The organism is uncultured Paracoccus sp., assembly GCF_937873615.1.
In the GTDB taxonomy this organism is placed as follows: Bacteria; Pseudomonadota; Alphaproteobacteria; order Rhodobacterales; family Rhodobacteraceae; genus Paracoccus.
This window is the reverse complement of the sequence record NZ_CALMYP010000004.1, coordinates 129,362-154,830: the sequence shown is the minus strand read 5'-3', so window position 1 is coordinate 154,830 and position 25,469 is coordinate 129,362. Positions and strand designations below refer to the sequence as shown.

Below are 25,469 nucleotides of genomic sequence, written 5' to 3'. Positions count from 1 at the left end.
TCCTTTCGAAGAAGCATGGACCGGATCGCTCATACACAGAAGATCTGACACTCTCAACGTTGACACTGTCCTGCAGGAGGAGGTCGTCATCCTGAAGAAGCATGTTGTCGCCGCCGCCATTTACGGTGAAGGTCTCGCCGATGGTCATGCCCACCCCGGGATTGTAGCCGGTCGGAAAGTCGATCTCGCTCTCTTCGTAAACCTTCTTGTAGTCATAGACTGCCATGCCGTCGCTCCTCGTTCACAATGCTACTCGTCCAAGACCGCTTGACCGACAATCCAGACGTGATCCAAACACGATGTCTACTCGGTAACCGAGAGCAGAAAAACATATCAGTTTAGACAATTTTAATAACTTCTACGTGCAGTTGCTTTTTGATCAGTACCGAAAAGGCCCCGCCATTCCTGGCGGGGTTTCAGTCTACAACCATGACGCTACGCAAACTATCCAGTCGCTGCGTTCGACAATACGGGTGGCCACCCGCAGCCTCATCGCCGCAAGGCAGGGGGCATCGCGGGCGGTGCAGCGGATCGGTTCACGATCTCACTCCATCTTCAACGCCTGAATAAACGCCGTCTGCGGTATCTCGACCTTGCCGAACTGGCGCATCTTCTTCTTGCCGGCCTTCTGCTTCTCCAGCAGCTTCTTCTTTCGCGTCGCGTCGCCGCCATAGCATTTCGCGGTCACGTCCTTGCGCATCGCAGAAAGCGTTTCGCGGGCGATGACGCGGCTGCCGATGGCGGCCTGAATCGGGATCTTGAACATGTGGCGCGGGATCAGCTCTTTCAGCTTCTCGACCATCACCCTGCCCCGCGCCTCGGCGCGGTCGCGATGGACCATGATCGACAGCGCGTCGACGGGTTCGTCATTCACCAGGATCGACATCTTTACCAGATAATCCTCGCGATATTCGCTGATCTGGTAGTCGAAGCTGGCATAGCCCTTGGTCACCGATTTCAGCCGGTCATAGAAGTCGAAGACCACCTCGGCCAGCGGCAGGTCATAGACGACCATGGCACGGGAACCGGCATAGGTCAGGTCCATCTGGATGCCGCGCCGGTCCTGGCACAGCTTCAGCACATCGCCCAGATATTCGTCGGGGACCATGATCGTGGCCTTGATGCGCGGCTCCTCGATATGATCGACCAGGGTCAGGTCGGGCATGTCGGCGGGGTTGTGCAATTCGCGCACCTCGCCGTCGCGCATATGCAGGCGGAACACCACCGAAGGCGCGGTGGTGATCAGGTCGAGGTCGTATTCGCGTTCCAGCCGGTCGCGGATGACTTCGAGATGCAGCAGGCCCAGAAAGCCGCAGCGGAAGCCGAAACCAAGGGCCGCCGAGGTCTCCATCTCATAGGAGAAGCTGGCATCGTTCAGGGCCAGTTTCTCGATGGCGTCGCGCAGCGCCTCGAAATCGTTGGCATCGACCGGGAAGAGACCGCAGAACACCACCGGCTGCGCCGGCTTGAAGCCCGGAAGTGCGGCGGCGGCGGGTTTCTTTTCATGGGTAATGGTGTCGCCGACGCGGGTGTCGCGGACCTGCTTGATCGAGGCGGTGAAGACGCCGATCTCGCCCGGGCCGAGTTCGGCGATATCCTTCATCGCCGGGGTCAGCACGGCCAGCTTGTCGAGCTTGTAGCTGGCGCCGGTCTGCATCATCTTGACCTGATCGCCCTTGCGGATCACCCCATCCATCACGCGGATCATGACGACGACGCCCAGATAGGCGTCATACCACGAATCGACCAGCATCGCCTTCAAGGGTGCGTTGCGGTCGCCTGTGGGCGCCGGCAGGCGGGTGACGATGGCTTCCAGCACATCGGGAATGCCAAGCCCGGTCTTGGCGGAAATCGGCACCGCCTGCGAGGCGTCGATGCCGATCACATCCTCGATCTGTTCCTTGACCCGGTCGGGTTCGGCCGCCGGCAGGTCGATCTTGTTCAGGACCGGGACGATCTCGTGATCCGCGTCGATGGCCTGATAGACGTTCGCCAGCGTCTGCGCCTCGACGCCCTGCGTGGCATCGACGACCAGAAGCGAACCCTCGACCGCGCGCATGGAGCGGCTGACCTCATAGGCGAAGTCGACATGGCCGGGCGTGTCGATCAGGTTCAGGACATAGGTTTTCCCGTCCTTCGCCGGATAGGCGATGCGCACGGTATTGGCCTTGATGGTGATGCCACGCTCGCGCTCGATATCCATGCTGTCCAGAAGCTGCGCCTTCATGTCGCGCTCGGCGACGGTGCCGGTCAGCTGGATCAGCCGGTCGGCCAGCGTGGATTTACCGTGGTCGATATGCGCCACGATGGAGAAATTGCGGATGAGGTCGAGATCGGTCATGCGCCGCATATACAGGCGCGATTGCGGCGCTGGAAGGGGGATTTGCAACCATGCGTGGGGGCGCGTCGTCCGGCATCCGGGCAGGTGTCGCGATTGACCGCGCCACAGGTCTTTACCTTGGCGCGCGGCGGGACGATCATCGGCGCTCAACAGGAGAGCAAGATGACCGGCAACGACCGATCCACACTGGAAAACCGCATCGCCCAGGGCCGCGGCGAGACCCCCGCCGATCTCGTTCTGAAAGGCGGCCAGGTCTGGTGCATGGTCACCGGGGCGCGGATCGCGGGCGATGTCGCCATCGCGGGCGATACGATCGTGGGGATCGGCGCGGAATACCGGGGAAAGCGCGAGATCGACGTTTCCGGCGCGACGCTGGTGCCGGGCTTCATCGACACGCATCTGCATATCGAAAGCTCCTGCGTGACGCCCTCGGAATTCGACCGCTGCGTCACCCCGCGCGGCGTGACCACCGCCATCTGCGACCCGCACGAGATCGCCAATGTGATCGGCGCCGAGGGGATCAGATATTTCCTCGACGCCTCGCGGATGACGGTGATGGATCTGCGGGTGAACCTGTCCTCCTGCGTGCCCTCGTCGCCGATGGAGACTTCAGGCGCGCGGCTGGATGCCGGCGATCTGCTGGAACTGGCCGATCATCCGGCGGTGATCGGGCTGGCGGAATTCATGAATTATCCCGGCGTTTTGACCCGCGATCCGGCCTGCATGGAAAAGCTTCGCGCCTTCGCCGGCCGCCATATCGACGGTCATGCGCCACTGCTCTCGGGGCGGGATCTGAACGGCTATATCGCCGCCGGCATCCGCACCGAGCACGAGGCGACAACCGCCACCGAAGCCATCGAGAAGCTGCAGAAGGGAATGCGGGTGCTGATCCGCGAGGGCTCGGTCTCGAAGGATCTGGATGCTCTGGCGCCGGCGCTGACACCGCTGACGGCGCCTTACATGTGCCTCTGCACCGATGACCGCAACCCGCTGGACATCGCCGAGGAAGGCCATCTGGACGCCATGATCCGCCGGCTGATCGGTCATGGCTGCGACCCGCTGGCGGTCTATCGCGCTGCCTCGCTGTCAGCCGCCGAGGCCTTCGGGCTGAAGGATCGCGGTCAGGTCGCGCCGGGCCGGCGCGCCGATATCGTGGTGCTGGAGGATGTGGAAAGCTGCGCGATCCGTCGGGTGATCTGCGGTGGCGTGGCGATCGACGACGAGGCCTTCAGGGGCCGGACGATCCGGGGGCTGGTCGGGCTGAACTCCGTCCACCTGCCGCCGCTGGATGCAGGAAGCTTCCACATGACCGGCACGGGCCCCACGCCTGTCATCGGCATCCAGCCCGGCCGCATCCTGACCGATCACCTGATCGAGGACATCGCCGCAACCGATGGCGACCGCCGCCCCAATCCGGCGCGCGACCTGGCCCGTATCGCCGTGGTCGAGCGGCATGGCCGCAACGGCAATATCGCCAACGGTTTCGTGCGCGGTTTCGGGATGCAGCGCGGCGCCATCGGCTCGACCGTGTGCCATGACCACCACAATATCGCGCTCGTTGGGGTGGATTACGCCGACATGGCCGTGGCCGCGCGCCGCCTGGCCGAGATCGGCGGCGGCTTCGTCGTGGTGGAAAACGGCGCGGTGACGGCGGAACTCGCCCTGCCCATCGCCGGCCTGATGAGCGCCGACGGGTTCGAACATGTCCACGATGCGCTTGTCCGCCTGCGCAAGGCCGCGCGGGATCTCGGCGTGGTTCTGCACGAGCCCTTCCTGCAGCTCGCCTTCCTCGCCCTGCCGGTGATCCCGCACCTGAAGATCACCGATATGGGCATGGTCGATGTCGACCGTTTCCAGATCATCGGCGATATTGCCGATGCCCCGGATATGGGTCACGATGCGCAAGTGACAGGAGAAAAGCGATGAAACTGATCGTATCAGACATGACCTGCGGACATTGCAGATCGACCGTCGAAAAAGCCGTTGCCGAGGCCGGCGGCACGGCTGCGGTCGATCTGGAACGCAAGGAAGTCACCGTCGAAGGCCTCGACCCGACGCGCGCGGCAGAGGTGATTCGTGCTGCGGGCTTCGATCCAAAGCCCGCCTGACACAAGATATGGGGGCGCTTTTTGCCCGATCCCCACCCCTTCGCGACACGCAACGATTGAGCGGATGGCGGGTTCCTGCTAGTCTTGGCGCAATCGGGGCAGGCAGTGCCGCCCCCAATAATGCCGAAACGGCAATCCAGGCAGAACCGAGGAGACAGTCATGAATCGCATTCTCATTGCCGCCGCGGCGGTCGTGCTGACCACGCCTTTGGCCATGGCCGGCCCCATCGACAGCGCCTGCGTGCGCACGGATCGCGGCGCCCGCCAGCCCGCGCTTTGCAGCTGCGCCCAGCAGGTGGCCAACCAGACACTGTCGCGCTCCGATCAGCGCCGCGCGGCTGCATTCTTCCGCGACCCTCACAAGGCGCAGGAGGTGCGCATGTCGAAGCGCGATTCCGACAACGCCTTCTGGGCCCGCTACAAGACCTTCACTCGCACCGCCGAATCCTATTGCCGCTGAGATGCGCATCGTCGTCCTGACCGGCGCGGGAATCTCAGCCGAAAGCGGCCTGCGGACCTTCCGCGCCGCCGACGGCCTGTGGGAAGACCACCGGATCGAGGATGTCGCCACACCCGAAGCCTATCAGCGCGACCCGGCCCTTGTGCACCGCTTCTACAACGAACGGCGCAAGGCCGCAGCCGAAGCGCAGCCCAATGCCGCGCATTTCGCCTTGGCAGAACTGGCAGAAAAGCACGAATTGACGCTGGTGACGCAGAATGTCGACGACCTGCACGAACGCGGCGGCTCGGCCCATGTCATCCACATGCACGGTGCCCTGAACAGCGCGCTTTGCGCCAGTTGCGGCCACCGCTGGCCCAGCCCGGTCAGGACCGACACGAAGACGCCCTGCCCCCAATGCGGCAAGGCCACGGCGCGTCCCGACATCGTCTGGTTCGGCGAAATCCCCTATCACATGGACAGGATCTGGTCCGCCCTCGAACAGGCCGAGATCTTCGCCGCCATCGGCACATCCGGCAATGTCTATCCGGCCGCCGGTTTCGGCCAGCATGCGCGGCGTTGCGGCGCCGAATGTATCGAGCTGAACCTGGATCGCTCGGCCGTCAGTCGCGACTTCCATCGCCACATCATCGGCCCGGCGACTGAAATCGTCCCGGAATGGGTGGCGGGACTGGCTTAGTCCTCGCCCTCCTCCATCGCGGTCACCTCGATCAGGTGATCCATGGCGAAGGCCGGATCGGTGCAGCCCGCGTCACCGACGATCTGCGCCGGCACCCCGGCCACGGTCTTGCAGGGCGGCACATCGGCCAGAACGACCGAACCCGCCGCAATCCGGCTGCACCGCCCGACGGTGATATTGCCAAGCACCTTGGCCCCGGCCCCGATAAGCACGCCATTGCCGATCTTCGGGTGCCGGTCGCCATCGGCCTTGCCGGTCCCGCCAAGCGTCACCGAATGCAGCATCGAGACATTGTCCCCGACCACCGCCGTTTCGCCAATGACGATGGAATGGGCGTGATCCATCATCACCCCCTTGCCGACCCGCGCCGCCGGGTGGATGTCGACGCCAAACGCCTCGGAGCAGCGCATCTGCACGAAATAGGCCATATCGCGGCGGCCTTCGGTCCAGAGCCAATGGGCGATCCGATAGGCCTGCAGCGCCTGAAACCCCTTGAAGAACAAGAAGGGCTGCATCAGCCGGTGCGTGGCCGGATCGCGCTCATAGACCGCGCGCATATCGGCCTCGGCGGCAAGGACCAGTTCCGGGCGCGCGGCATAGGCGGCATCGGCGATTTCGCGCAGAAGCTGGGCGCTCATCTCGCCCGAGGACAGCTTCATCGCGAAACGATAGGCCAATGCGGATTGCAGGTTGTCGTGATGCAGCAACCCGGCATGGATCAGCGCCCCCAGAAGCGGCTCGTCTGCAATCGCCTCGCGCGCCTCAGCGCAGATCTGCGACCAGAGCGCCGTGCCACTGACCGGCGCAGCGTTCAGGATTTCAGCTTTCGCAGGACTGTTCATGCGGCTCTCCTTTGCCCGGCAGATTAGCGCAAAGCCGCAGCGCGGAAAACCCGTCAGCGTGGCAATGTCAGTTCCAGCCAGTGCACCGCCAGCCGGACCTTGCCGCCGGCGAAAGCCCCGCCGGTCGCCGTCAGGATGACCGGTGCCGGCGACCAGTAGGTAAAGGGCTGCGACAGCATGCCGCGCGCCCATGATCCCTGCTGAATGCCAAGCGAAGATCCGAAACGGTCGGTCGCCCCCTCGGTGCCCATGGCCCAACTGCTCAGCGTGCCGGTCAGCGCCTCGCTCACCCGCGCCGTCGCCCCGATCACCATGGCCGAGTTCGGAATGACAAGATCGGTGGTCATGCTGGTCCCCGCCGAGACCGCGACCTCGGTTTCCGCCACCCGCGCCGCAAGCGCCGAACCGAAAGCACCAAGCGTCATGGCACCCTCGATCCAACCCGTGCCGTCGTGGATTGCCGGCACACCGACATCGACCACGAAGGCCCGCATCCCCGCCTGCGCATCGACGAAGACCCAGCCGCCGTTGGAGGCAATGGCGATCCTGCCATCCTGCCCGGCCCAGGCCTCGCCGGCACCGGACGGCACGCCGTAGCAACTGCCCTCGATCATGGCCAGCGGAGGAGAGGTCTGGCTCGCGCTCACCAGAACCAGATTGACCAGCCCATCCAGCCGGGCCAGGGATTCGTTGACGGTGACATGTTTCTGCGCCTGCGCCGCCTGCACCAGCGGAAGGCCAAGGCGTTGGGTCTGTTGCGTGCTCATCAGAAGCTCCTGGTAATGAAGGGACCGGGTCCAAATTGCTCGGACAGTTGCGCGACCGAGGCCGTCAGCCGCCCCTGCCCGGCCTGGCCCGCCAGACCGGAAGGCAGATCGAACGCCGCAGCGCCGCTTTCGAACTCATGGGTCTCGCCGCCCGCTTCGACGAGGATCAGATAGGCTTCGCGCGCCTCGGCCAGCGGCACATCGCGCAGATCCCAACGGTCGCCCTGTATTCGCGTGCGCCGGATCCATGACAGCCGCTCGCCCACCAGCCGCAGATGACACGGCGACAGCGGTCGCAGGCCCGCGCCCGGCGTATTGGTGGCCCTTTGGCGATAGCTGGGATGATCCACCCCGCGCATTGCCGGACCGATCCGCCAATGCCGCACCTGCCCCAGCGTGGCGGGATCCAGCGCCAACTGGCGCAGCGCGCCGTCCAGCACCACGACAATCGACCCGACCGGCCATTCATCGGGCATGGTCGCGTCGGTGCCGAACTGCCCGCGCAACCGCTCGCCAAGCGACCAGAGATTGCTCGCCACCAGACTTGCCCGCGTGAACTGGAAAATCTCCCAGCCATAGGGGCTGCCATTCCCGATGGCGACCAGATTCGCCCCATGCAGAACCGCATTTTCCGACGCATTCGCCAGTGCCCCGGTGCCAAAGCGCACCAACACCCCATGCCCGCGGTCAATCAGGCCCGGCTTCGCCTTGCGCAAAGGCGATTCCGTGACGCCGATCATCGCCCCCTGCGGCAGCGTGGTATTCAGCATGAAATCGCTGTCCGGGCTGGCCGAGCCATAGACCACGACCGATCCCGGCCAGGGCTTGGCGGCAACCGCGATATGCGGCGCATGGGGCACCTCATTGCCGCGCATCAATGGCAGGTCCATGATGATCGGCCAGACCGGCATCGGCGGCTGATAGCGCGGAATGGCGATGCCATCCTCCTGATAATCCACCGGCCGATAGATGCCCGGCTCGGTCCTTACGGCATCGACGGTAATGCCACCGGCGCGCTCGACCCGGTCGATGCGCCAGCGATGCGCGACTTTGTCCCCGCGCCGCGTCAGCGCGACCACATCCCCCGGCCCAAGCCACCGTTGAGAAGGCGGCAGGCGAAACCGGACCGTCTCGCGGCCGATCTGCGCTTCGGCCAGCCAGCGCGCGGCTGTATTGCGCGCCTCGGGCACGGTCATCAGCAACGCCATCTCGCTGTCCGAGACCACCGGCGACGGGTCGTCCGGCAGTGACGCCTCGACGGTCGAGGTGGCATAGCTGCCGCCGACCGCGACATGGGTCAGCCGCAACCGCCCGACCATCTCAGCCGAGGCGCTGCGCGTCGTTTCATGCGCCACCTCCTCCAATTCGGCCAAGGCCGGTTCGCTCAGCTCCGCACTGACAAGACCGTCGCGCATGATGAATTTCAGCACACCGTCACGCTCGACCGCGTCGAAACCATAGGCCAGCATCAGCGGCTGCAGGCTCGCCCGCGCAGTCTCCGCCCCACCGGCAGAGTAGCCGCGCACCAGCCCCGACAGGCGAGATACGTCTATCGCCGTGACACCCGCCGCCGCGCAGATATCCGCCACCACCCGGGCCAACGGCACCGCCCCGGCCCGCCCGTTCAGCCAATGCCCGCGATCCCAGGCCGGACCGTCGGACCACAGGTCCGCCCGCCCCGGAAAGGCCGGATAGGGCCGCGCATCCCAGCACCAGACATGGGCGCGCGACATATCGACCATATGGCCACCATAGCTGCCCATGGGGTTATGCGCCGGGTCCGACCAGTAAGTCGTCATGGCCCTGACATAGGCCGCCTGCATGGCATCGTCGCGCGCCCCGTTCGAATGATAAGGCAGCCGCGATTCCGAGCTCATCGCATCCAGGAACTTGTTCGGCTGATTGCTTCCCTTGTCGAGCGCGGCACAGCCCATCTCGGTAAACCAGATCGGTTTCGAGCGCGGCACCCAGGCCGAGGACACCGCCTGCCTGACCCCCTCGATCCGATCATGGTGGCGGTTGCCCCACCAGTTGACCAGATCCTTGTAGCGCCAGATCCAGTGTTCGCCGTAAGCGCCATCCTCGATGGGCGTCCTGATCTGGGATTCGCGATGGGCGCTGTCGGCATAATACCAGTCATAACCCTCGCCACCCGCGACCTGGCTTTCCAGATGGCCCGGCGCGTCGATCCGCCGCCAATGCGCGTCCTTGTGATCCTCGCCCTCGCGCCAGTCGGACAGCGGCATGTAATTGTCGATACCGATGAAATCGACATTCGGATCGGACCAGAGCGGATCGAGGTGAAAGAAGACATCACCCCCACCCGGATGATGGCCGAAATATTCCGACCAATCCGCCGCATAGCTGATCTTCGCATCCGGCCCGAGAATGGCGCGCACGTCAGCCGCCAGCCGGCGCAACTCCTCGACCGCCGGAAAGCGGTTCTCGGGGCCACGCAACTGCGTCAGCCCCCGCATTTCCGATCCGATCAGGAAGGCATCGACCCCGCCCGCCATGGCGCAAAGATGCGCGTAATGCAGGATGAAACGGCGATAGGACCATTCCTGCGGACCGGTATAGGTGATCGCACCGTCCGAGATCGCGAAATCCTCGCGCGCGGCATCGCCGAAAAAGGCCCGCACCGCTGCCAGATTGGCCGCCGTGCCATCGGGACTGCCGTCACGGCCGGGGGCAATCTCGGCGGTGATGCGGCCCCGCCAGGGCATGATCGGCTGATCCACCGCGCCGGTCCATGGATCGGGGCGACCGTTGCCGGCCAGTTGCTCCATCAGGATGAAGGGATAGAACACGGCCTTCCGACCCGATTGCGCGATGGCGCGCAATGCCTCGATAACCGATGCATCCGCAGGCGTGCCGCCATAGATCGGTCGGTCGTCCTTGCGCGCAACCTCCATCGCCGCCGCGCGACCGATCCCGCCGGCACGCCATGCCATGCCCTGACCGTCACGACCCGCATCCTCGACCTTGGGCCGCAGTGTGCAATGGCCGACGCGCAGGTCGTCGCCGAACCAGGACACCACCAGCGAGACGGATCCGACCCGGGGCAACTCGCGCCCGAGGATATCCATCGAAGCCGCGAAATCGGTCTCGGCAAGCGCGGTCGCGCTATTGGCGGGCACCGTCTCTCCCCAACCCAGATCATAGCTGACCGCCCGCGTCGCCAGCGAATATTCACCCGTGCCGGGGATCATCGCCACGGCCTGAACCTCGCGCGACAACCCGCCGCCCGATTTCGCCGCCCGCGTGACCTCGAAGCTCAACTGCGGCAGCCGGTTGCCCCAGCGTTCCAGATCCTGCTCCTCCAGCACGACATAGGCGATGCCGCGATAGGCCGGCGTATCCTCGCCCTCATGCGCCGTGATGCAGGGATCGGGCAGTTGGGTTTCCGATCCGTCATAGACCCGCATGTTCAGGTCCGAGGGCGGGATTTCCTCGCCATCGGCCCAGACCCGGCCCACACCCAGAATCGGCCCCTCGCACAGCGCCAGCGCAAGGCTGAGGCGATAGGAAATATTGGTCACACGCGGCGCCGTCCCCTTGCCGCCGCCCTGACGCGAGCTGACCTCGGTCAGCGGCGCGGCCCAGATCACATGACCCGGCACCCGCATCTGCCCCCAGAGCCGGGGGATCGGGATGCCCTCGCCCGTGGTCTGGATGCGCAGCCGGTCGATCCGCCCGGTTTCCACCGCCTGAGAACCGGCGCCGAGCAGCCGCTGATCGATCAGCCGCCCCGCCGTCGCCCCGATGGCACGGCCGATCACCGCGCCGGTCAGGCCAAGAACGGTGCCGCCGAAGCCTGAACCGACCGCCGCACCCACGGCGGAAAGCAGGATGGTTGCCATGTGGAACTCCTATCGTTCAGGAAAGCGGAACCTTGCGGCGATCCGCTGCCGCCAGGGCGCCGAAAGCGGGCTTTCGACGACCCCGTGGCGGTCGTAAGCATGGATGAAGGCCGGGGCCGCCCCGGTGGCCGAGACGACACCCAGATGTTTCGCGACCGCGCCCATGCGCATCCGAAACAGCAACACCTGCCCCGGCCTGTCTTCGTCATCATCGGGCAACAGATGCCGGCGCGCCCCGGCCAGCAGAACTTCGGCCCGGTCATATTCGCCCCAATCCGGGCTATAGGCCGGCGCGACCTCGGGCTCTGCCCCGTAAAGCTCGCGCCAGATGCCCCGGACCAGACCCAGGCAATCGCTGCCCGCCCCCCGGACCGAGGCCTGATGCAGATAGGGCGTGCCAAGCCAGCTTCGCGCGATGCGCAGGATTTCGGGGGCAGGATCAGATTTCAATGATCTCACCCTCATTGCCGGGCCGGAACAGCCATTCGGCGCGCTTCGGCTGCTCCTTGCCGGGCGCGATCAGCCAGTCTTCTTCGGGCAGATGCGGAAAGCCACGGAAATTCGGGTAATTGTCGAATTTCAACCGGCACATCCCGGCGGATTTGTCGCAACCCGCGACAAGCCGAACCCGGTCGCCCGCCGCCGGCACAAGGCCCGGCACCGCCCAAAGCTCGATCTCCCGCGCGCCTCCGGGCTTGGCGCGGTCATTCTTGACATGGCCGCGCAGATCAACTGCGGCACCGTTCAGGACCAGCAGCGCGCCGCGCTCGAACCAGCGATCCTCGACCCCCGGCAATCCGCCAAGGCGCAGAACCGCGCCATCGACCGAAACCACCTGCGCTTCCGCCGATATCCCCGGCCTGTCCAGATCGGCCTTGCAGGCCCCGTCCCCCAGCACAGCCGAGCAGCGCGGATGAAACAGCCGCCCCAGCGGCTGGTTCAGCGCCTCTGAGAGACCCCGCAATTCCGCCTTGAACGCCCCGCCGGAACGCGTGACCTCGCCCAGATGCCCCCGGAAGACCAGCCGGTAATCCGCAGGATCGGCCCAGTTCACCTCCCACTGGCAGATCTCGGCCCCGTCCCAGCGACCGGCCAGAATATCGGCCTCCTCAATCGCACCATCGGACAGCGCGCCGATCGCCTCGCTGTTGTCGACCGAAAGCCCGGCCCCCTGAACGACCGCCATCGCCGACAGACCGACATCGGGGCGAAAGCTCAGCCCGACAAAGCGCAACTCGGCATCGTGATCGGTAAAGCCCAGCTGCATGCCGTCGGCGCGGGTGATCGACCAGGCCCGAGCAATGGTTGTCGTCGTCATTGCCGCACCTCGATCACCGGAACCTGAGGCATGTCGCCAGCCTGAAAGGACGCCACCGAAACCGCGATGCGGTCGGTATCGAAACGCACCGGCACGTCGAATTCGAAACCGGCGGTGATGCTTGCCCCCTCACCCGGCGGCTCGGCCAGCGTGACGATGCCGGTTGCGGTATCGACCTCGAAATCCACGCCCTCGCGCTGCTCGTCGCCGCCCACACCGACCCGCACCGTGCCCTCGACCGGCTTCAGGATCGGGCGATGATAGCTGGCCGGCCCCGAGGCATAGCGCTTGCGCAGCCGGAAGGCGGTGCTGCGGCTGTCGCCCTGCCCCAGCACCTGATCGCGGAACACCGGGGACAGGCTCGGCGCGCAGCTTTTGTAATCGGCCCAGTCCTTCCAGCGAAAGCCGTGCATCTGGCCGCCGCGCGCCTCGAAGAAGGCGATCAGGTCATGGATATCGTCCAGCGAGCGCAGGCCCAGACCGGCATCGTAATGCCGCCGAGAATGCGCCCAGGGCGTGTTGCGCTCCTCATAGCCGTTGGTCAGGGTGACGATCTCGGTGCGCCGCTCGGGGCCGCCGACCGACCCGAAGGACAGGTTCGCAGGAAAACGGATCTCGTGGAACATCTCGCCTCACATATTGCGTTGGCCACGGGCCAGCATCCGGCCCATCTGCGCCGCGATCTGGCCCTGACTGCGGGCGAAACCCGCAACATCCGGCGTGTTGACAGTGATATTGACGCTGACCGGCCGACCGCCACCGGCAGCGGCGACCCCCAGCCGGCCATCGGCACCGCGCGTCAGCGGCATGATCGCCTCGGGGCCGGCCTCGCCCATCAGGCCAGTGCCGCCGCGCATCGGAAAACGGGTGGGCTGGCTGACCACGCCGCCCTTGGCGAAGGCGCTCACCCGGCCCTGACTGAAGGCCGCACCATCGGCGAAGGGCATGAGGTTCGATACCGCCGCATCGACGCCACCGGCCAGCGCACCCGCCACCGCATCCCGGATCGGCTTCATGGCAATGTTATAGGCGGTATCGGCCATGCTGCGCGCGATGCCCTTCAGCGCATCGCTCAGCTTCATGCCGTCGAAGATCAGCCCGTCGAAGGCGCGCTTCAGCCCGCCGCCGATGCCACTGGCAAAGCTATCGACCTCGCGCCCGGTCAGCCAGATCGACTGCTGCATCCGGCCAAGCTCGGCGGTGAAGCTTGCCGCCATATCCGCCGATTTATCCAGTTGCTGCTCAAGCCCATCGCCATAGGGGTCCAGACCGTTCCGGTCAGCCATCAGTCATCCTCCTGCTTCGGTTTGCGGTCCGGCCAGGCGCGTGACAGCGCCTCCAGCCGCGACCGGGTCATCGGCGCCGATGCCGGATCGACACCCAGCATCAGCGCCAGTTCGGCGGGGGTCAGCGACCAGAACCGATCCGGCGCGAGACCCAGGCCATGCATCCCGGCCCGCATCAGGCCGGACCAGTCGAGACCGCCCATGCCGGCACCTCAGCCCGGCACGACGAAGGCGCGCGCCAGCAATTGCGCCGCCGCCTGCGCAGCCGCGACCGGGCCGCCGGCCACATCCATGGCCAGCAGATCCGCCCGCCTTCCGGCCCAACCGGCACCGCGCAGCCCGGCCAGGATCACCGCCATCAGATCGCCGGCCGAGAAGTTCCCCTCCTCGAACCGAGCGGCCATCTCGACCAGCGATCCGGTGCCAAGCTCCGCTTCCAGCTCGGCCAAGGCACCAAGCGTCAACCGCGCGACATGCGCCACCCCGTCCAGCGTGATCTCGACCTCGCCTCGCATCGGATTGACCATCACAGCGCCACGAAGATCAGCGCGCCGGCACTGGACAGCGCGATTTCATAGGTAGCCTCGCCGTTATGGCTGCCGGCATATTCCAGCGCGGTGATCTGGAACGGGCCTTCGACAATGCCGAAATCGGGGATGATCACCTGACATTGCGGCACCTCGCCATCGAAGAAGACCTGCCGCGCGCGGCCATCCGTGGCCGCATCGCGAAACACGCCCGACCCCGAGATCGAGGCCGAGCGCACACCCGCACCGCCCAGAAGCTCGCGCCAGCGGCCCTCGCTTTCCAGACTGGTGACATCGACCGTTTCGGCATTGAAGCTGACCCGCGTGGCCCGAAGACCGGCCACGGTCTCGAACTCGCCGGCACCGGTCATATCCATCTTGATCAACAGATCGCGTCCGTTTTGAACCGCCATTTCCTATCTCCTCAAACCAGATCCATGAGCGCGCGGAAGGTCAGATCGACCCGCCGCGCGGCGCCGTTTTCCACCCGCCGGGCGCGGGCGCGCAGCAACCACAGCCCGGCGAGGCGGCCCGTATCGGTGACCAGTTCCGCCCCTTCCAGCGCGGCGCTGACCGCGACAGCGACTTCCTTGACGGCGCGAAACCCCGCGCCCTGATCGGTGCCGGCCAGAACCGAGATCACGAAATCATGCCGCGCCACGGAACCGCCGCTGTCGAAGACCCCGCGCACCTCCTCGGGGCCGAGCGAGACATAGACCCCGCCGGGTGGATCAATCGGCAGCGCATCGTAAATCGCGTCGCCGACCAGATCGCGCAGCGTCGGATCGGCGCGCAGGCATTGATAGACAGCGCCCTGAAGCGCCGCCGATGCGAGATAGCTCATCCTCACTCCTCCTGCGCGGATATGATCAGGTGCCGGCCGGCAGTGCCGGTCTCGGTCACGGCGTCGATGCGAAACAGCCGCGCCCCCATGCGCAGCCGCTGGCCGGGCACGGGGCGGCGCGGATCGCCAACCGGAAAGGCGCGCAGCGTGATCCGCCACAGGCTGACGCTTTCCGGCCCCGCCTCGCCGCCGCGCAACCGGCCCGGGCCCGCGCGCAGCGCCCCGTGCAGAACCCCGAGCGGCCGCCAGATCACCCGGTAACCGCCCATGCCGTCGGGCTGGCGGTCCTTCTCCTCCAGCACCAGCGGCACATTCAGCATCGGAGCCGCCATCACCGCGCCCCCCGCCCGGCCAGCACCCGCACCGCGCGCCAGCGCTCGATCAGCGCGCTGACCCCCATCGGCAGGGCATGGCGGGCGGTATCATCGCTGCGATCCTCATAGTAGCGCGCGGCCAGCATCAGCACCGCCTGCGCCAGATCGGCCGGAACGCCGGCCCAGCTATCGGTGAAACCGGCATCGAAACGGATCACCACCCGCCCCCCTTCGGGCACATGCGGCAGGCATCCCCCGCGCGGCCGGATCATCGGGCGCATCGCATCCTCGACCAGAAACCAGCGATCCGCCCCGATCCCGCGCGTGCTGCCGTCGGGCATCTCGATGACGATGCCGGTCACCGCGCCGACCGGCGCCATGGGCAGCGCCTGCCCCATGGCGTCGCGCCAGTCGTTCAGCACCATGCGATAGGCCCGGCTGAGCAGCACCTTGCCGGTGCGCCCCTCGATGGTGGCCATGGCGGTGCGCAGGAAACCGGCAAGCGCACGGTCCTCCTCAGGGCTGGCGACCAGCTCGAACCCCGAGCCGAGCCGCAGATGCGCCCGCAATTCGGCCACCGGCAGCGCCGCATCCGCCGGTGTCGTCTCTTCGACAAGTATCATCCCGAACCTCCCGTCCGAGCCGACCGATCTGGCCGGTTGTTCCAGGGAAAAGCCGCGCCGGCACGCCCCTCCGGGCATGCGCGGACAGTTGCTGAGCCGGCGGAAAGACAGCCGGCGCGGCCCTCGACAGCCTGCGATCAGGCGCCGAACTTCAGGACCTTGAGGGCACGGCCATCGACCAACCCGCCGCCCACGCGCTTGGTGGCATAAAACAGCACATGCGGCTTGGCCGAAAACGGATCGCGCAGCACCCGCAACTCGGGGCGCTCGACAATCGTATAAGCCGCCTTGAAATCGCCGAACAGGATCGAGCGGCTGTTCGCGGCGATGTCCGGCATGTCCTCGATCAGCACGACCGGATATCCCAGCAGCCGCGCCGGCTCTCCTGCGGCCAGACTGTCGGCCCAGATGAAGCGGCCATCATTGTCCTTCAGCTTGCGCACCACGGCGGCAGTCTTCGAGGACATGATGAAGGCGGCATTGGCCCGGTACTGCGCCGGCAGCGCATAGACCAGGTCGATCAGCGTGTCCGCCGCGAAATCGGGATCGAACCCGCCCGAGACGCTGGTCTTGATCTCGCCGATCCCGGTGATCGAGCCCTTGCCGGTTTCGTCGAAATTCCCATTCAACAGCCCCATCGGCTTATCGAGCCCATCGCCATTCAGAAAGGCATAGGTCTCGGCACGGGCGAACTTGTAGGCAATGCGCTCGGCCAGCCAGGTCTCGACATCGAAGGCGGCATCGTCCAGCAGGCGCTGGCTGGCCTTGGGCATGGCCGAAAGCTCGTGCACAGGGATCGAGATGCGCTCGACGCCCCCGCTCGCGGTCTCGGCGGAATCACCTTCTGCGGTCCAGCCGGTCACCACATCGTCGCGGTCGACCAGCACGTCATAGCTGGCGGTCTCGACGGTGACGACATTGGCCAGTGCGCGCAGCGATACCGCCCCCGACAGCGCGCTTCGCACCCCTTCCGCGACCTGCGGCGCCGCCAGAAAGCCGCCTTCCGCGGCGGCGGTCAGGCCCTTCTCCTCGACCGAAAGGCCGCGCAGCCCGGCATCGTCGCCATTGCGCAGATAGGCATTGAACGCCTTCTGATGCGGCACCTCGGGCGCGGCCTCGGTCGACAGCGGGCTGCGGCTGCGGAAGGCAGTCTTACGTTCGAACATGCTCATGCGTTCATCCTGTGCATCGAGTTTCTTCTGGATATCCTGGCGGTAGGTCCTGAGTTCCTCGACGAAACCCAGAAGCGCGCCCTTCAACTCGCCGGGGGCAGCCAGCGCCCCCGTCTTGACCTCGGTCATCAGCGTCTCCTCATCGGTGATCGGGGCCCTTGCCCCGGTTGTGCGGGTGGCGCGGCTGGCACCGCCCGAACCTGTCTGGCGGCCGGATCAGCCCCGCAACGCCTGCGTCGCGGCGATCAACGCCACGGCGAATTCCTGCGCCTCATCGGCGGCTTTCGCGCCCAGCTTGGCTTCGGGCAGCATCGGGAAGGTGACCAGCGACACCTCCCACAGCTCGACCTCGTTCAGCACCCGGCGGCCCTGCCGGTCCTTCTCGGCGCGGATGGTGCGATAGCCGATCGACAGCCCGTCGATGGCACCGGCCTCGATCAGGGTCGCGGCCTCGCGCGCCAGCGTCACATCATGCAGCAGCCGCCCCTTGACCCAAAGCCCGGTCGCATCCTCTCGGATCTCGTCCCAGACGCCGATGGGCTTGGTGGGATCGTGCTGCCACAGCATCCGCACCTTGTCCCCCCGCGCGGCAAGCCGGGCCAGCGAGGCCGCGAACGCGCCTTTCGCCACAATGTCCCCGCCATGATCGGGCAGGCCAAAGCGGCTTGCATAGCCTTCGATGACCGCCCCTTCGGTCATCACCGGCCTGCCGCCGGCGAATTTCAATTCCAGACCGCTTTCCATCCCTCAGCCTCCCTTGGGTGCATATTCGATGATCGACTGCACGGCCTGGGTCAGGATCACCGCGACCACGCCGTAAACCGTCATCCAGAGCCGCTTCTCCAGCCCCTCGATCAGCGTCTCGATCCGCTCCAGCCGCTTGTCCACGGCACCGAATTGCAGCGCCATGACCCGCTCCTGCGCCTCGAAACGGTGGTGATGCGGATCGTCGAGAAAGCGCGAACCCTCCATGCTCAGCCCTCCGACAGCGGCGGCAGGCCAAGGGCCGCGCGTTTCTCGGCATCGCTCAGGAAGCTGGCATTGCCGATCCGCGCCCATTGCTGGTCGCGCTCCTCGGCAAGCGCCGGAACCTGATCGAGATCCGGTTTGAGATCGACCTCGGCCCCCAGATGCTCCGACAGAAACCACGCGACCGAGGCCGCGACCCGGCTGACCAGCGGCAGCACCGTCAGCCGGTAGAAGGCCCGATGCGCCTCGGCGTAATTGGCGTAGGTCGCATCACCGGGAATGCCGATCAGCATCGGCGGCACCCCGAAGGCCTGCGCGATCTCGCGCGCCGCCGCCTGCTTGGTCTGGTGGAACTCCATGTCCGAGGGCGAGAACCCCATCGGCTTCCAGTCGAGCCCCCCTTCCAGCAGCATCGGACGCCCGGCATTGCGCGCGCCCTGATGATGGCTTTCCATCTCGATCACCAGCCGGTCGTATTGTTCCGCCGACAGGTTCCCATGCCCGTCCGGCCCCTTGTAGACGATGGCGCCCGAGGGCCGGGCGGCATTGTCCAGCAGCGCCTTCGACCAGGCCGAGGCGCTGTTATGGACATCCACCGCCACCGCCGCCGCCTGCAGGGGCGACAGCCCGTAATGGTCATCCGTGGGATGGAAGCTGCGGATATGGCAGATCGGGTCCGGGCTGCCGGTCATGTCGAACCGGTGCTTGCGCCCGCCCACCGCATATTCGAAGGCGACGGGCCAGCCATCCGGGCCGGGAACCACGCTCATCCGGTCCGAGCGCAGAACGTGCAATTCCGCCGGAAGCCCGTCCCCGGCACTCACCGCCTCCAGATAACCGTCGCCGCTCAGCAGGATCTGCCCGAACAGCGCCTCGAACAACTCGGCCCGGCCCTGTCCGGGATTGGGCCGGCGCAGCAGGTCCAGCAGCGGATGGGTGTCATAGCGCCGCGCCGCATCCTGACAGATCAGCGGCACCGCCGCCGCGGCTTCCGCAATCAGCCGGACGGCGCGAAACCCGACCGGGTTGCCGATGAAGGCCCCGCGCGTCAGCGTGCCGGTATCCCGCGCCGACCAGATGACCCGTCCCGATCCCGCCGCCAGTGCCGCCACGCGCCCGGTGGCGCTTGCCTTTCTTTCCAGTGCCGGCGCCGCCCCGGGCTGCCGCGAAAACAAACGAAACGCCATGCCTCGCCTCCGTGTCGTTCAAGGAAAAAGGGCCGCCCCGCCGGGCAGCCCTTGGATTCTGTCGCCATGTCTTAGCGGCCTCAAAGGCTGCGCATCTGCGGCCGCCGGAACCCCGAGGCCGGCTCGATCATCAGCTCATGGAGCGCCCAGACCAGCGCATCCACCCGGTCGGGCGAACCCCTGCCCTCATAGCCGCGCAGGCTCATCCGGCACATCTGATCTTCCAGCGTGCCCAGCGACGGCCCGCGCAGGTGCTTCACCCGCCCCTGCTCGTAAAGCGCCGCCACCGGCTCGGCCCGCAGCGCCTTGCCGCGCCCGGCCCGCAGGGCCCGGAACGGCACCAGCGGGTCGATCTGGCGGATCACGCTCTCGATCAGGTCGCCGCCCTGATTGACCTCGGCCACCAGCCGCTCGGCCTTGTGGCGGTCCATGGCGGCAATGGCGGCGCGCGCCCAATCCATCGGCCCGCCCCGGACGCTGGCATCCTCGATCACATAGGCGCGCCAGTCCTTCGGCTCGCCCGCCGTGACCACGCCCGCGACCACGATCCCGCATTCGTCCGAACCGCTGCCCCCCGTCACCGCCGGATCGAGCGCGACCACCACCCGGTCGAGCATCGGCAGCCGGTCCACCCGCGTGCCTTCGATCAGCGCGGTCGTCCACAAAGCGCCCTCGACATCCTCCAGCAGCACGCCTTCCAACTCCTGCCGGCCCATCCGCGTGCCGCCGTAACGGCTTTCGACCTCGGCCAGAAAGCTTTCCGCCAGATAGGCGCGGTTGGCATCGGTCGGCGCATGGGTCGTCACCGTCGAGGCGCTTTGCAGGATCCGCTTCAGCACCTCGACATTCTTCGGCGTGGTGGTCACGACCTGCTGCGGATGCCGGCCCAGACGCAGCGCGAATTGCAGCATGTCCCAGACATCCTCGGCCTTTTTCCATTTCGCCAGTTCATCGACCCAGGCGGCGTCGAATTGCGGCCCGCGCAGCGCCTCGGGCTCATGCGCCGAATAGGCCGTGGCCGTGGCCCCGTTGGGCCATAACAGCCGCCGGCGCGCGGCCTGCCATTCCGGCCTCCGGTCCGGCGGCGAACAGGCCAGAATGCCGCTATCGCCGAAGACCATCACCTCGCGCACCTGATCGAAGGTCTCGCCGATCAGGGCCACGCGACTGCATTCGCCCGGCGCCTCGGGCACGGCCCCCTCGACCTTGCTGCGCACCCATTCGGACCCGGCACGGGTCTTGCCCGCACCGCGCCCGCCCATGATGACCCAGCTTTTCCAGTCGCCCTGCGGCGGCAACTGATGCGGCAGCGCCCAGAACTCGAAGATCCAGGGCAGGCTCGCCAGCGCATTGTCGCTGAGACCGGCCAGAAATTCGTCAACTTCCCCCGGCGCGGCGGAGGCAAGCCAGGCGGCGCCCGATTTCATCTCGGGCCGCGTCGAGGTCGAAACAGCCGTCTCCGACGCTTCCGGCAATTTCCTTGCGAAGTTTTTCAACCTTGTTCCTTTCCTCCAGCATCAGCTGCGTGGCGGATCGAAGCTCTCGCGCGGTTTTCACCGCATCCTTCAACTCGCCGATCTCGCCGGCGCGCAGCTTCTGCTGCAGCCGGGTCAGATCTTCCGCGCAATCGCGGAACAGAAGCCCCGCGATCTCGATGTCTTCCATGGCCGATTGCGGCAGGAACGGCCCCTCGGGCTGTTCCTTCCCCGGATCGAAATTCACTGTCATCCAGTCATGCCCCGCCTCGTGATCTGTCCGCACGAGCCGAGAAACGAAAAAGCCGCCCAAGGTCAGCGACCCGGCGGCTTGCCCATTTCTCCCAGCATGGATAACTTCTACTTCAGATCGTTCGATAAGTCAATGACTAATCCTATACGTGTCCATTATCGAATAATTATCCCATGATAATAATAACTTAACCTGCGCAACACCACCAGCGCGCGACGCGCAACACCTTCCGATTCCCCCCGCCGAAACGCAGAATCGCGCACCACAAGGCGCGCGATCCGGGGTCTTCGTGACAGGTCTTCAGGCTTTCTTCATGGCCTCGGCGGCGGCGCGCTTCTCGGCGGCGGCGGCAACGGCGTTCGAGGCCGATTCCTGCATCTGCTGCGCGTAGTTCACCATATTGGCGGCATAAGCCTCGTACCAGTCGGCGGCATCCTCGGCCTGCATGGTCTCGGCCTTCTTGCGCATCTCGGCGGCCTTTTCCTTGACGGCGGCCACGCCCGCATCCCAGTCGGTCTGGGTCTTGGCCCATTGCGCCTGAACCTGCTCGCTGGCATCGTCCAGATAGGTCTTCACCTGCTCCTTCAACTCGTCGTCGCGCTCCTGCGCCGAGGCCAGCCAGCTCTTCGCGCTCGCCATCATCTCTTCGCTCTTGTCGCCAAGCTCGTCCTGCCACTTGGCCACCCGCTGCTCCATATCCTGGGCGCTGCGGGACAGGCTGGCAAACATGTCGGAAAGTCTCATATCAAACTCCTCTATGGGATCGTGAAGCGGCATAAGTCTTCGCGGACCAACAAGAAACCCGCACGGAAGTTCCGCGCGGGTCCGGTCTTTTGTCAAGCCCTGGCGGCTCTCAGCCGCCAGAACCGTTGGCTGCACCCTGCTGCGCTTCGATCTCGCGCCAGCGGGCGACGGCGGCGTTATGTTCCTCCAGCGTGCGGGAAAACTGATGCCCGCCGCTGCCATCGGCAACGAAGAAGACATATTCCGTGTCCGCCGGGTTCAGCGCCGCCTCGATGGCCGCGCGGCCCGGATTGGCGATGGGCGTCTTCGGCAATCCGTCGATCTGATAGGTGTTCCAGTCGGTCTTGCGATCCAGTTCCGAGCGGCGCAGCCCCCGCTCCAGAACGCCCTTGCCCTCGGTCACGCCATAGATGACGGTCGGGTCGGTCTCCAGCCGCATCCCCTGCTCCAGCCGGTTCACGAAGACGCTGGCCACGGTCGCGCGCTCGTCCGGGACGCCGGTTTCCTTTTCGACGATCGAGGCCATGATCAGCGCCTCCTCGGGGTTCTCATAGGGCAGCCCGAAGGGTCGCGCCTCCCAGGCGGCATCGAGGATGCGGGTCTGGCGCGCCTCCATCTGGTCCAGCAATTCGCTGCGGCTGGCGCCCTTGGCAACGTCATAGCTGTCCGGCGCCAGCGTGCCCTCGGCCGGAACTTCGGACACATCGCCCGACAGGAAATCGGCGCGTTTCAGCCCCTCGACCACCTGCCAGCTGGTCACGCCCTCGGCCACGGCGATGCGCAGCCGGGCATCGACCTGCTCCTCGGCATCGAGGATCGCCGCCGGGGCCTCCTCGGTCGCGGGGTCGTATTTCACCCGCTCCTCATAGACGCCGGTCTCGGGGTTGATGTCGCGCAGAACCACGCTGTCGGCACGCACGCCGACGCGATAGATCACTTCGGTCCCGCAGGTCGACGGCCCGCCGCTGGTGATGGCCGAGACGATCTCTTCCATGCTGGACTGCGCCGGCACCAGGTAGGAACCGAATTTAAGCTCGCGCGACTTGCCGGCCCGGTCGGCCCCGGCGCGGAAGATATAGGCGTTGGAAATCGCCCCCTGCTCCTGCAGGCGCTTGCTGACGGCGGTCAGGCTGGCACCGCGCGGCACCTGCACGCATTGCGCCACCCGGGCCGGACCCGGCCCCTGATATTGCGCCTTGGCCCAGGCCACCGCGCCTGCCACCGCGATCAGCAGGACAATGGCCAGCGTCAGGAAAGTCGAGACGATATTCTTCCACATCAGTCGCGCACCTTGCCCACGATCAGGCTGGCATTGGTGCCGCCAAAGCCGAAACTGTTCGACAGCGCCACGTCGATCTTGCGCTTCACGGCCCTGTTCGGGGCCAGATCCAGCTTCGGCGCAATCGCCGGATTGTCGAGGTTGATGGTCGGCGGCGCGATCTGGTCGCGCAGGGCGAGGATGCAGAAGATCGCCTCGACCGCGCCGGCTGCGCCCAGCAGATGCCCGATGCTCGATTTCGTCGATGACATGGTCACGTCCTTGGCATGATCGCCCAGCAGACGCTCGACCGCGCCCAGTTCGATCGTATCTGCCATGGTCGAGGTGCCATGTGCATTCACATAATCGACATCGGCGGGTTCCAGCCCGGCATTCCTCAGCGCGTTCTGCATGGCCCGGAAGCCGCCATCGCCATCTTCCGAGGGCGCGGTGATGTGATAGGCGTCGCCCGACAGCCCGTAACCCAGCACCTCGGCATAGATCTTCGCGCCGCGTGCCTTGGCGTGTTCGTATTCCTCCAGCACGACCACGCCCGCGCCCTCGCCCATGACGAAACCGTCGCGGTCCTCGTCATAGGGGCGGCTGGCCGCCTGCGGATCTTCGCCGCGCTTGGTCGACAGCGCCTTGCAGGCGTTGAAGCCGGCAATGCCGATCTCGCTGATCGGGCTTTCGGCACCGCCCGCGACCATGATATCGGCATCGCCCAGCATGATCAGCCGCGCCGCGTCACCGATGGCATGGGCGCCGGTCGAACAGGCGGTCACGACGGCATGGTTCGGCCCCTTGAAGCCGAAGCGGATCGACACCTGACCCGAGATCAGGTTGATCAGCGCGCCCGGAATGAAGAAGGGCGACACCCGCTTCGGCCCCTTCTCCTTGATCAGCACCGCCGTTTCGGCGATCGAGGTCAGCCCGCCGATGCCCGAGCCGATCATCACCCCCGCGCGCAGCTTTTCCTCGTCCGAGAGGTTCTCGACCCCGGCATCGCGCACCGCCTGCGTTGCCGCGGCCATGCCGTAAAGGATGAAATCGTCGACCTTGCGGCGGTCCTTCGGCTCCATCCAGTCGTCGGGGTTGAAGCTGCCGTCGCTGCCATCGCCGAAGGGGATTTCGCAGGCATATTTCGTCACCACGTTCGACGCATCGAAATGCGTGATCGGCCCGGCGCCGGACTGGCCGTCAAGAAGCCTGCTCCAGGTTTCTTCCACACCAGAGGCCAGCGGCGTAACCATTCCCAGACCGGTGACAACAACCCTGCGCATCGGCATATACCTCGTTCTGCCCGTGATTTCAGCCCTGATACACGCGAGGTGCCCCCCGCGCAACGCATGTTCACGCTTTGGCGCGCCAGGGGCGCCTACATGCGCAGCACCACCTTGCCCTTGGCCCGACCCGATTCCAGATAGGCCATGGCCGCGCCGGCTTCGGCAAAGGGGAACACCCGGTCGATGACGGGCTCCAGCCGTCCCCCCTCGATCAGCGCCGCCAGTTCGGCCAGTTCCGCCCCGCTCGGATGCATGAACAGGAAGCGATAGCGCACGTCATGGGCGCGGGCCTCGCGACGCAGCCTGCGCGAGACATACCAGAAGGCCGCCTGCATCAGCGGCCCCATGTCCAGATCCTTGCGCGCCGTCTGCGGCTCGGGCAGGCCCGAGACCGAGACCACCATGCCGCCCGGCCTGACCACGCCGAAAGACGCCATCAGGCTGTCGCCGCCCAGCAGGTCGAATACCCCGTCCATGCCGCTCAGCACGTCCTGAAACCGCTCCACCGTATAGTCGATGACCCGGTCCGCCCCCAGTCGCTCGACCAGATCCCGGCCACGTGGCGAGGCGGTCGTGGTGACCTCGGCCCCCAGCCATCTGGCGATCTGGATGGCGAATGTGCCGTCGCCGCCCGCACCCGCCGGGATGAAGACCCGCGAACCCAGCCCGAGCCCCATCTCGTCGCGCAGCGCCTGCAGCGCCGTCAGCCCGGCCAGCGGCACCCCGGCAGCCGAAACCATGTCCAACCCCTCGGGCACCCGCGCCAGCAGGGCCTGCGGCACCACCGCATATTCTGCGAAAGCCCCCATCCGGTCCTTGGGCATCCGCGCGAAGACCCGCTCGCCCGGCGCGAACATCTCGGCGCCCTCGCCCAAGGCTTCGACCACGCCCGACAATTCGTTGCCCATGATCGCCGGCAGCGGATAGCGCTGGATGGCCTTCAACGCGCCCTCGCGGATCTTGTAATCCACCGGGTTCAGCCCGGCCGCATGGACCCGCAACAGCACCTCGCCGCGCCCGGGCTGCGGCATGGCCATATCGCGCATCCCGGCCACATCGGGGCCGCCATGGCGCGTCATCACATAGGCCTTCATCTCACCTCCTGCCGTTCTCGTTACCGCCAACACCAAGGCATGCTGCGCACAAGGTTCAA

The 25,469-nt window shown here is 66.2% G+C and carries 29 protein-coding genes; 4 read left to right on the top strand and 25 right to left on the bottom strand.

Annotated elements, in window-relative coordinates; genetic code table 11:
- A partial coding sequence (locus tag Q0330_RS01645) for a hypothetical protein (RefSeq protein WP_299473364.1) occupies positions 1-226 on the bottom strand: 226 nt, incomplete at its 3' end.
- A gap of 318 nt (positions 227-544) precedes the next feature.
- Positions 545-2,341 (bottom strand): translation elongation factor 4, encoded by a 1,797-nt coding sequence (lepA, locus tag Q0330_RS01640; protein ID WP_299473361.1) that lies wholly within the window; start codon positions 2,339-2,341, stop codon positions 545-547.
- Between the two features lie 162 nt (positions 2,342-2,503).
- On the opposite strand from lepA, the gene ade reads away from it, so the two are divergent.
- From ade to Q0330_RS01620, 4 genes are all read left to right on the top strand, one after another.
- Positions 2,504-4,267: an adenine deaminase gene (ade, locus tag Q0330_RS01635; protein ID WP_299473358.1), complete on the top strand. Its 1,764-nt coding sequence runs from the start codon at positions 2,504-2,506 to the stop codon at positions 4,265-4,267.
- Positions 4,264-4,449, top strand: a complete 186-nt coding sequence (locus Q0330_RS01630; protein WP_299473355.1) for a heavy-metal-associated domain-containing protein — start codon at positions 4,264-4,266, stop codon at positions 4,447-4,449. Before ade ends, Q0330_RS01630 begins: the two co-directional genes overlap by 4 nt.
- A 160-nt stretch (positions 4,450-4,609) precedes the next feature.
- The gene (locus tag Q0330_RS01625) at positions 4,610-4,909 is read left to right on the top strand and encodes a hypothetical protein (RefSeq protein WP_299473352.1); all 300 of its coding nucleotides are present in this window, start codon (positions 4,610-4,612) and stop codon (positions 4,907-4,909) included.
- Between the two features lies 1 nt (position 4,910).
- Positions 4,911-5,588, top strand: coding sequence for an NAD-dependent deacylase (locus tag Q0330_RS01620; RefSeq protein WP_299473349.1), 678 nt, complete (start codon positions 4,911-4,913; stop codon positions 5,586-5,588).
- On the opposite strand, the gene cysE is transcribed toward Q0330_RS01620, so the two are convergent.
- The 23 genes from cysE to Q0330_RS01505 all read right to left on the bottom strand — a co-directional run bounded on the left by cysE (position 5,585) and on the right by Q0330_RS01505 (position 25,410).
- Positions 5,585-6,430, bottom strand: a complete 846-nt coding sequence (gene cysE / locus Q0330_RS01615) for a serine O-acetyltransferase (protein ID WP_299473346.1) — start codon at positions 6,428-6,430, stop codon at positions 5,585-5,587. The two genes, Q0330_RS01620 and cysE, sit on opposite strands and share 4 nt — an antisense overlap.
- Positions 6,431-6,483: 53 nt before the next feature.
- Positions 6,484-7,197 (bottom strand): DUF2793 domain-containing protein, encoded by a 714-nt coding sequence (locus tag Q0330_RS01610; protein WP_299473343.1) that lies wholly within the window; start codon positions 7,195-7,197, stop codon positions 6,484-6,486.
- A complete protein-coding gene (locus tag Q0330_RS01605; RefSeq protein ID WP_299473340.1) occupies positions 7,197-11,060 on the bottom strand; it encodes a glycoside hydrolase TIM-barrel-like domain-containing protein in 3,864 nt (1,287 codons plus the stop codon). Before Q0330_RS01605 ends, Q0330_RS01610 begins: the two co-directional genes overlap by 1 nt.
- A gap of 9 nt (positions 11,061-11,069) precedes the next feature.
- The gene (locus tag Q0330_RS01600; RefSeq protein ID WP_299473338.1) at positions 11,070-11,510 is read right to left on the bottom strand and encodes a peptidase; all 441 of its coding nucleotides are present in this window, start codon (positions 11,508-11,510) and stop codon (positions 11,070-11,072) included.
- Entirely contained in the window at positions 11,500-12,378 is an 879-nt protein-coding gene (locus Q0330_RS01595; protein ID WP_299473335.1) for a DUF2163 domain-containing protein, read from the bottom strand. The genes Q0330_RS01600 and Q0330_RS01595 overlap by 11 nt, the downstream gene beginning before the upstream one ends.
- The gene (locus Q0330_RS01590; RefSeq protein WP_299473332.1) at positions 12,375-13,004 is read right to left on the bottom strand and encodes a DUF2460 domain-containing protein; all 630 of its coding nucleotides are present in this window, start codon (positions 13,002-13,004) and stop codon (positions 12,375-12,377) included. The genes Q0330_RS01595 and Q0330_RS01590 overlap by 4 nt, the downstream gene beginning before the upstream one ends.
- A 6-nt stretch (positions 13,005-13,010) precedes the next feature.
- Positions 13,011-13,664, bottom strand: a complete 654-nt coding sequence (locus tag Q0330_RS01585; protein WP_299473330.1) for a phage tail tape measure protein — start codon at positions 13,662-13,664, stop codon at positions 13,011-13,013.
- Positions 13,664-13,867 (bottom strand): rcc01693 family protein, encoded by a 204-nt coding sequence (locus Q0330_RS01580; RefSeq protein ID WP_299473328.1) that lies wholly within the window; start codon positions 13,865-13,867, stop codon positions 13,664-13,666. The genes Q0330_RS01585 and Q0330_RS01580 overlap by 1 nt, the downstream gene beginning before the upstream one ends.
- 9 nt (positions 13,868-13,876) lie before the next feature.
- On the bottom strand, positions 13,877-14,191 hold the full coding sequence (locus Q0330_RS01575) for a gene transfer agent family protein (RefSeq protein ID WP_299473326.1): 315 nt from the start codon (positions 14,189-14,191) through the stop codon (positions 13,877-13,879).
- The gene (locus Q0330_RS01570) at positions 14,191-14,604 is read right to left on the bottom strand and encodes a phage major tail protein, TP901-1 family (protein ID WP_299473323.1); all 414 of its coding nucleotides are present in this window, start codon (positions 14,602-14,604) and stop codon (positions 14,191-14,193) included. The genes Q0330_RS01575 and Q0330_RS01570 overlap by 1 nt, the downstream gene beginning before the upstream one ends.
- An 11-nt stretch (positions 14,605-14,615) precedes the next feature.
- Complete coding sequence (locus tag Q0330_RS01565) at positions 14,616-15,035, bottom strand: DUF3168 domain-containing protein (protein WP_299473320.1); 420 nt, start codon at positions 15,033-15,035, stop codon at positions 14,616-14,618.
- Between the two features lie 2 nt (positions 15,036-15,037).
- Entirely contained in the window at positions 15,038-15,367 is a 330-nt protein-coding gene (locus Q0330_RS01560; RefSeq protein WP_299473317.1) for a head-tail adaptor protein, read from the bottom strand.
- On the bottom strand, positions 15,367-15,972 hold the full coding sequence (locus Q0330_RS01555) for a head-tail connector protein (protein WP_299473314.1): 606 nt from the start codon (positions 15,970-15,972) through the stop codon (positions 15,367-15,369). The genes Q0330_RS01560 and Q0330_RS01555 overlap by 1 nt, the downstream gene beginning before the upstream one ends.
- 137 nt (positions 15,973-16,109) lie before the next feature.
- The gene (locus tag Q0330_RS01550; RefSeq protein ID WP_299473311.1) at positions 16,110-17,273 is read right to left on the bottom strand and encodes a phage major capsid protein; all 1,164 of its coding nucleotides are present in this window, start codon (positions 17,271-17,273) and stop codon (positions 16,110-16,112) included.
- 87 nt (positions 17,274-17,360) lie between these two features.
- The gene (locus tag Q0330_RS01545; protein WP_299473308.1) at positions 17,361-17,888 is read right to left on the bottom strand and encodes an HK97 family phage prohead protease; all 528 of its coding nucleotides are present in this window, start codon (positions 17,886-17,888) and stop codon (positions 17,361-17,363) included.
- A gap of 3 nt (positions 17,889-17,891) precedes the next feature.
- Positions 17,892-18,116, bottom strand: a complete 225-nt coding sequence (locus Q0330_RS01540; RefSeq protein ID WP_299473306.1) for a hypothetical protein — start codon at positions 18,114-18,116, stop codon at positions 17,892-17,894.
- Between the two features lie 2 nt (positions 18,117-18,118).
- Positions 18,119-19,300 carry a phage portal protein gene (locus tag Q0330_RS01535; RefSeq protein WP_299473304.1) on the bottom strand — a complete coding sequence of 394 codons (1,182 nt, stop codon included), beginning with the start codon at positions 19,298-19,300 and terminating at the stop codon, positions 18,119-18,121.
- Positions 19,301-19,380: 80 nt separating this feature from the next.
- Positions 19,381-20,727 (bottom strand): terminase family protein, encoded by a 1,347-nt coding sequence (locus Q0330_RS01530; protein WP_299473302.1) that lies wholly within the window; start codon positions 20,725-20,727, stop codon positions 19,381-19,383.
- Positions 20,678-21,028 (bottom strand): permease, encoded by a 351-nt coding sequence (locus Q0330_RS01525; protein WP_299473300.1) that lies wholly within the window; start codon positions 21,026-21,028, stop codon positions 20,678-20,680. Before Q0330_RS01525 ends, Q0330_RS01530 begins: the two co-directional genes overlap by 50 nt.
- Before the next feature lie 300 nt (positions 21,029-21,328).
- Positions 21,329-21,772 carry a hypothetical protein gene (locus Q0330_RS01520; RefSeq protein ID WP_299473298.1) on the bottom strand — a complete coding sequence of 148 codons (444 nt, stop codon included), beginning with the start codon at positions 21,770-21,772 and terminating at the stop codon, positions 21,329-21,331.
- 109 nt (positions 21,773-21,881) lie between these two features.
- On the bottom strand, positions 21,882-23,051 hold the full coding sequence (mltG, locus tag Q0330_RS01515; protein WP_299473296.1) for an endolytic transglycosylase MltG: 1,170 nt from the start codon (positions 23,049-23,051) through the stop codon (positions 21,882-21,884).
- A complete protein-coding gene (gene fabF, locus Q0330_RS01510; protein ID WP_299473294.1) occupies positions 23,051-24,313 on the bottom strand; it encodes a beta-ketoacyl-ACP synthase II in 1,263 nt (420 codons plus the stop codon). Before fabF ends, mltG begins: the two co-directional genes overlap by 1 nt.
- A gap of 95 nt (positions 24,314-24,408) precedes the next feature.
- On the bottom strand, positions 24,409-25,410 hold the full coding sequence (locus Q0330_RS01505; RefSeq protein WP_299473291.1) for an NADP-dependent oxidoreductase: 1,002 nt from the start codon (positions 25,408-25,410) through the stop codon (positions 24,409-24,411).
- Between the last annotated feature and the right edge of the window lie 59 nt (positions 25,411-25,469).

Excerpts from the sequence above, each read along its gene's own strand:
- Q0330_RS01630 (WP_299473355.1), top strand. The coding sequence starts at position 4,264 with ATGAAACTGATCGTATCAGACATGACCTGCGGACATTGCAGATCGACC.
- Q0330_RS01555 (WP_299473314.1), bottom strand. The coding sequence starts at position 15,972 with ATGATACTTGTCGAAGAGACGACACCGGCGGATGCGGCGCTGCCGGTG.
- Q0330_RS01535 (WP_299473304.1), bottom strand. The coding sequence starts at position 19,300 with ATGGCGTTTCGTTTGTTTTCGCGGCAGCCCGGGGCGGCGCCGGCACTG.
- Q0330_RS01595 (WP_299473335.1), bottom strand. The coding sequence starts at position 12,378 with ATGACGACGACAACCATTGCTCGGGCCTGGTCGATCACCCGCGCCGAC.
- Q0330_RS01525 (WP_299473300.1), bottom strand. The coding sequence starts at position 21,028 with ATGACAGTGAATTTCGATCCGGGGAAGGAACAGCCCGAGGGGCCGTTC.
- Q0330_RS01625 (WP_299473352.1), top strand. The coding sequence starts at position 4,610 with ATGAATCGCATTCTCATTGCCGCCGCGGCGGTCGTGCTGACCACGCCT.
- Q0330_RS01610 (WP_299473343.1), bottom strand. The coding sequence starts at position 7,197 with ATGAGCACGCAACAGACCCAACGCCTTGGCCTTCCGCTGGTGCAGGCG.
- Q0330_RS01545 (WP_299473308.1), bottom strand. The coding sequence starts at position 17,888 with ATGGAAAGCGGTCTGGAATTGAAATTCGCCGGCGGCAGGCCGGTGATG.
- fabF (WP_299473294.1), bottom strand. The coding sequence starts at position 24,313 with ATGCGCAGGGTTGTTGTCACCGGTCTGGGAATGGTTACGCCGCTGGCC.
- Q0330_RS01540 (WP_299473306.1), bottom strand. The coding sequence starts at position 18,116 with ATGGAGGGTTCGCGCTTTCTCGACGATCCGCATCACCACCGTTTCGAG.
- Q0330_RS01575 (WP_299473326.1), bottom strand. The coding sequence starts at position 14,191 with ATGGTCAATCCGATGCGAGGCGAGGTCGAGATCACGCTGGACGGGGTG.
- Q0330_RS01590 (WP_299473332.1), bottom strand. The coding sequence starts at position 13,004 with ATGTTCCACGAGATCCGTTTTCCTGCGAACCTGTCCTTCGGGTCGGTC.
- Q0330_RS01605 (WP_299473340.1), bottom strand. The coding sequence starts at position 11,060 with ATGGCAACCATCCTGCTTTCCGCCGTGGGTGCGGCGGTCGGTTCAGGC.
- ade (WP_299473358.1), top strand. The coding sequence starts at position 2,504 with ATGACCGGCAACGACCGATCCACACTGGAAAACCGCATCGCCCAGGGC.
- Q0330_RS01585 (WP_299473330.1), bottom strand. The coding sequence starts at position 13,664 with ATGGCTGACCGGAACGGTCTGGACCCCTATGGCGATGGGCTTGAGCAG.
- Q0330_RS01560 (WP_299473317.1), bottom strand. The coding sequence starts at position 15,367 with ATGGCGGCTCCGATGCTGAATGTGCCGCTGGTGCTGGAGGAGAAGGAC.
- Q0330_RS01505 (WP_299473291.1), bottom strand. The coding sequence starts at position 25,410 with ATGAAGGCCTATGTGATGACGCGCCATGGCGGCCCCGATGTGGCCGGG.
- Q0330_RS01520 (WP_299473298.1), bottom strand. The coding sequence starts at position 21,772 with ATGAGACTTTCCGACATGTTTGCCAGCCTGTCCCGCAGCGCCCAGGAT.
- Q0330_RS01530 (WP_299473302.1), bottom strand. The coding sequence starts at position 20,727 with ATGAAATCGGGCGCCGCCTGGCTTGCCTCCGCCGCGCCGGGGGAAGTT.
- Q0330_RS01620 (WP_299473349.1), top strand. The coding sequence starts at position 4,911 with ATGCGCATCGTCGTCCTGACCGGCGCGGGAATCTCAGCCGAAAGCGGC.
- Q0330_RS01565 (WP_299473320.1), bottom strand. The coding sequence starts at position 15,035 with ATGAGCTATCTCGCATCGGCGGCGCTTCAGGGCGCTGTCTATCAATGC.
- mltG (WP_299473296.1), bottom strand. The coding sequence starts at position 23,051 with ATGTGGAAGAATATCGTCTCGACTTTCCTGACGCTGGCCATTGTCCTG.
- Q0330_RS01570 (WP_299473323.1), bottom strand. The coding sequence starts at position 14,604 with ATGGCGGTTCAAAACGGACGCGATCTGTTGATCAAGATGGATATGACC.
- cysE (WP_299473346.1), bottom strand. The coding sequence starts at position 6,430 with ATGAACAGTCCTGCGAAAGCTGAAATCCTGAACGCTGCGCCGGTCAGT.
- lepA (WP_299473361.1), bottom strand. The coding sequence starts at position 2,341 with ATGACCGATCTCGACCTCATCCGCAATTTCTCCATCGTGGCGCATATC.
- Q0330_RS01580 (WP_299473328.1), bottom strand. The coding sequence starts at position 13,867 with ATGGGCGGTCTCGACTGGTCCGGCCTGATGCGGGCCGGGATGCATGGC.
- Q0330_RS01550 (WP_299473311.1), bottom strand. The coding sequence starts at position 17,273 with ATGACCGAGGTCAAGACGGGGGCGCTGGCTGCCCCCGGCGAGTTGAAG.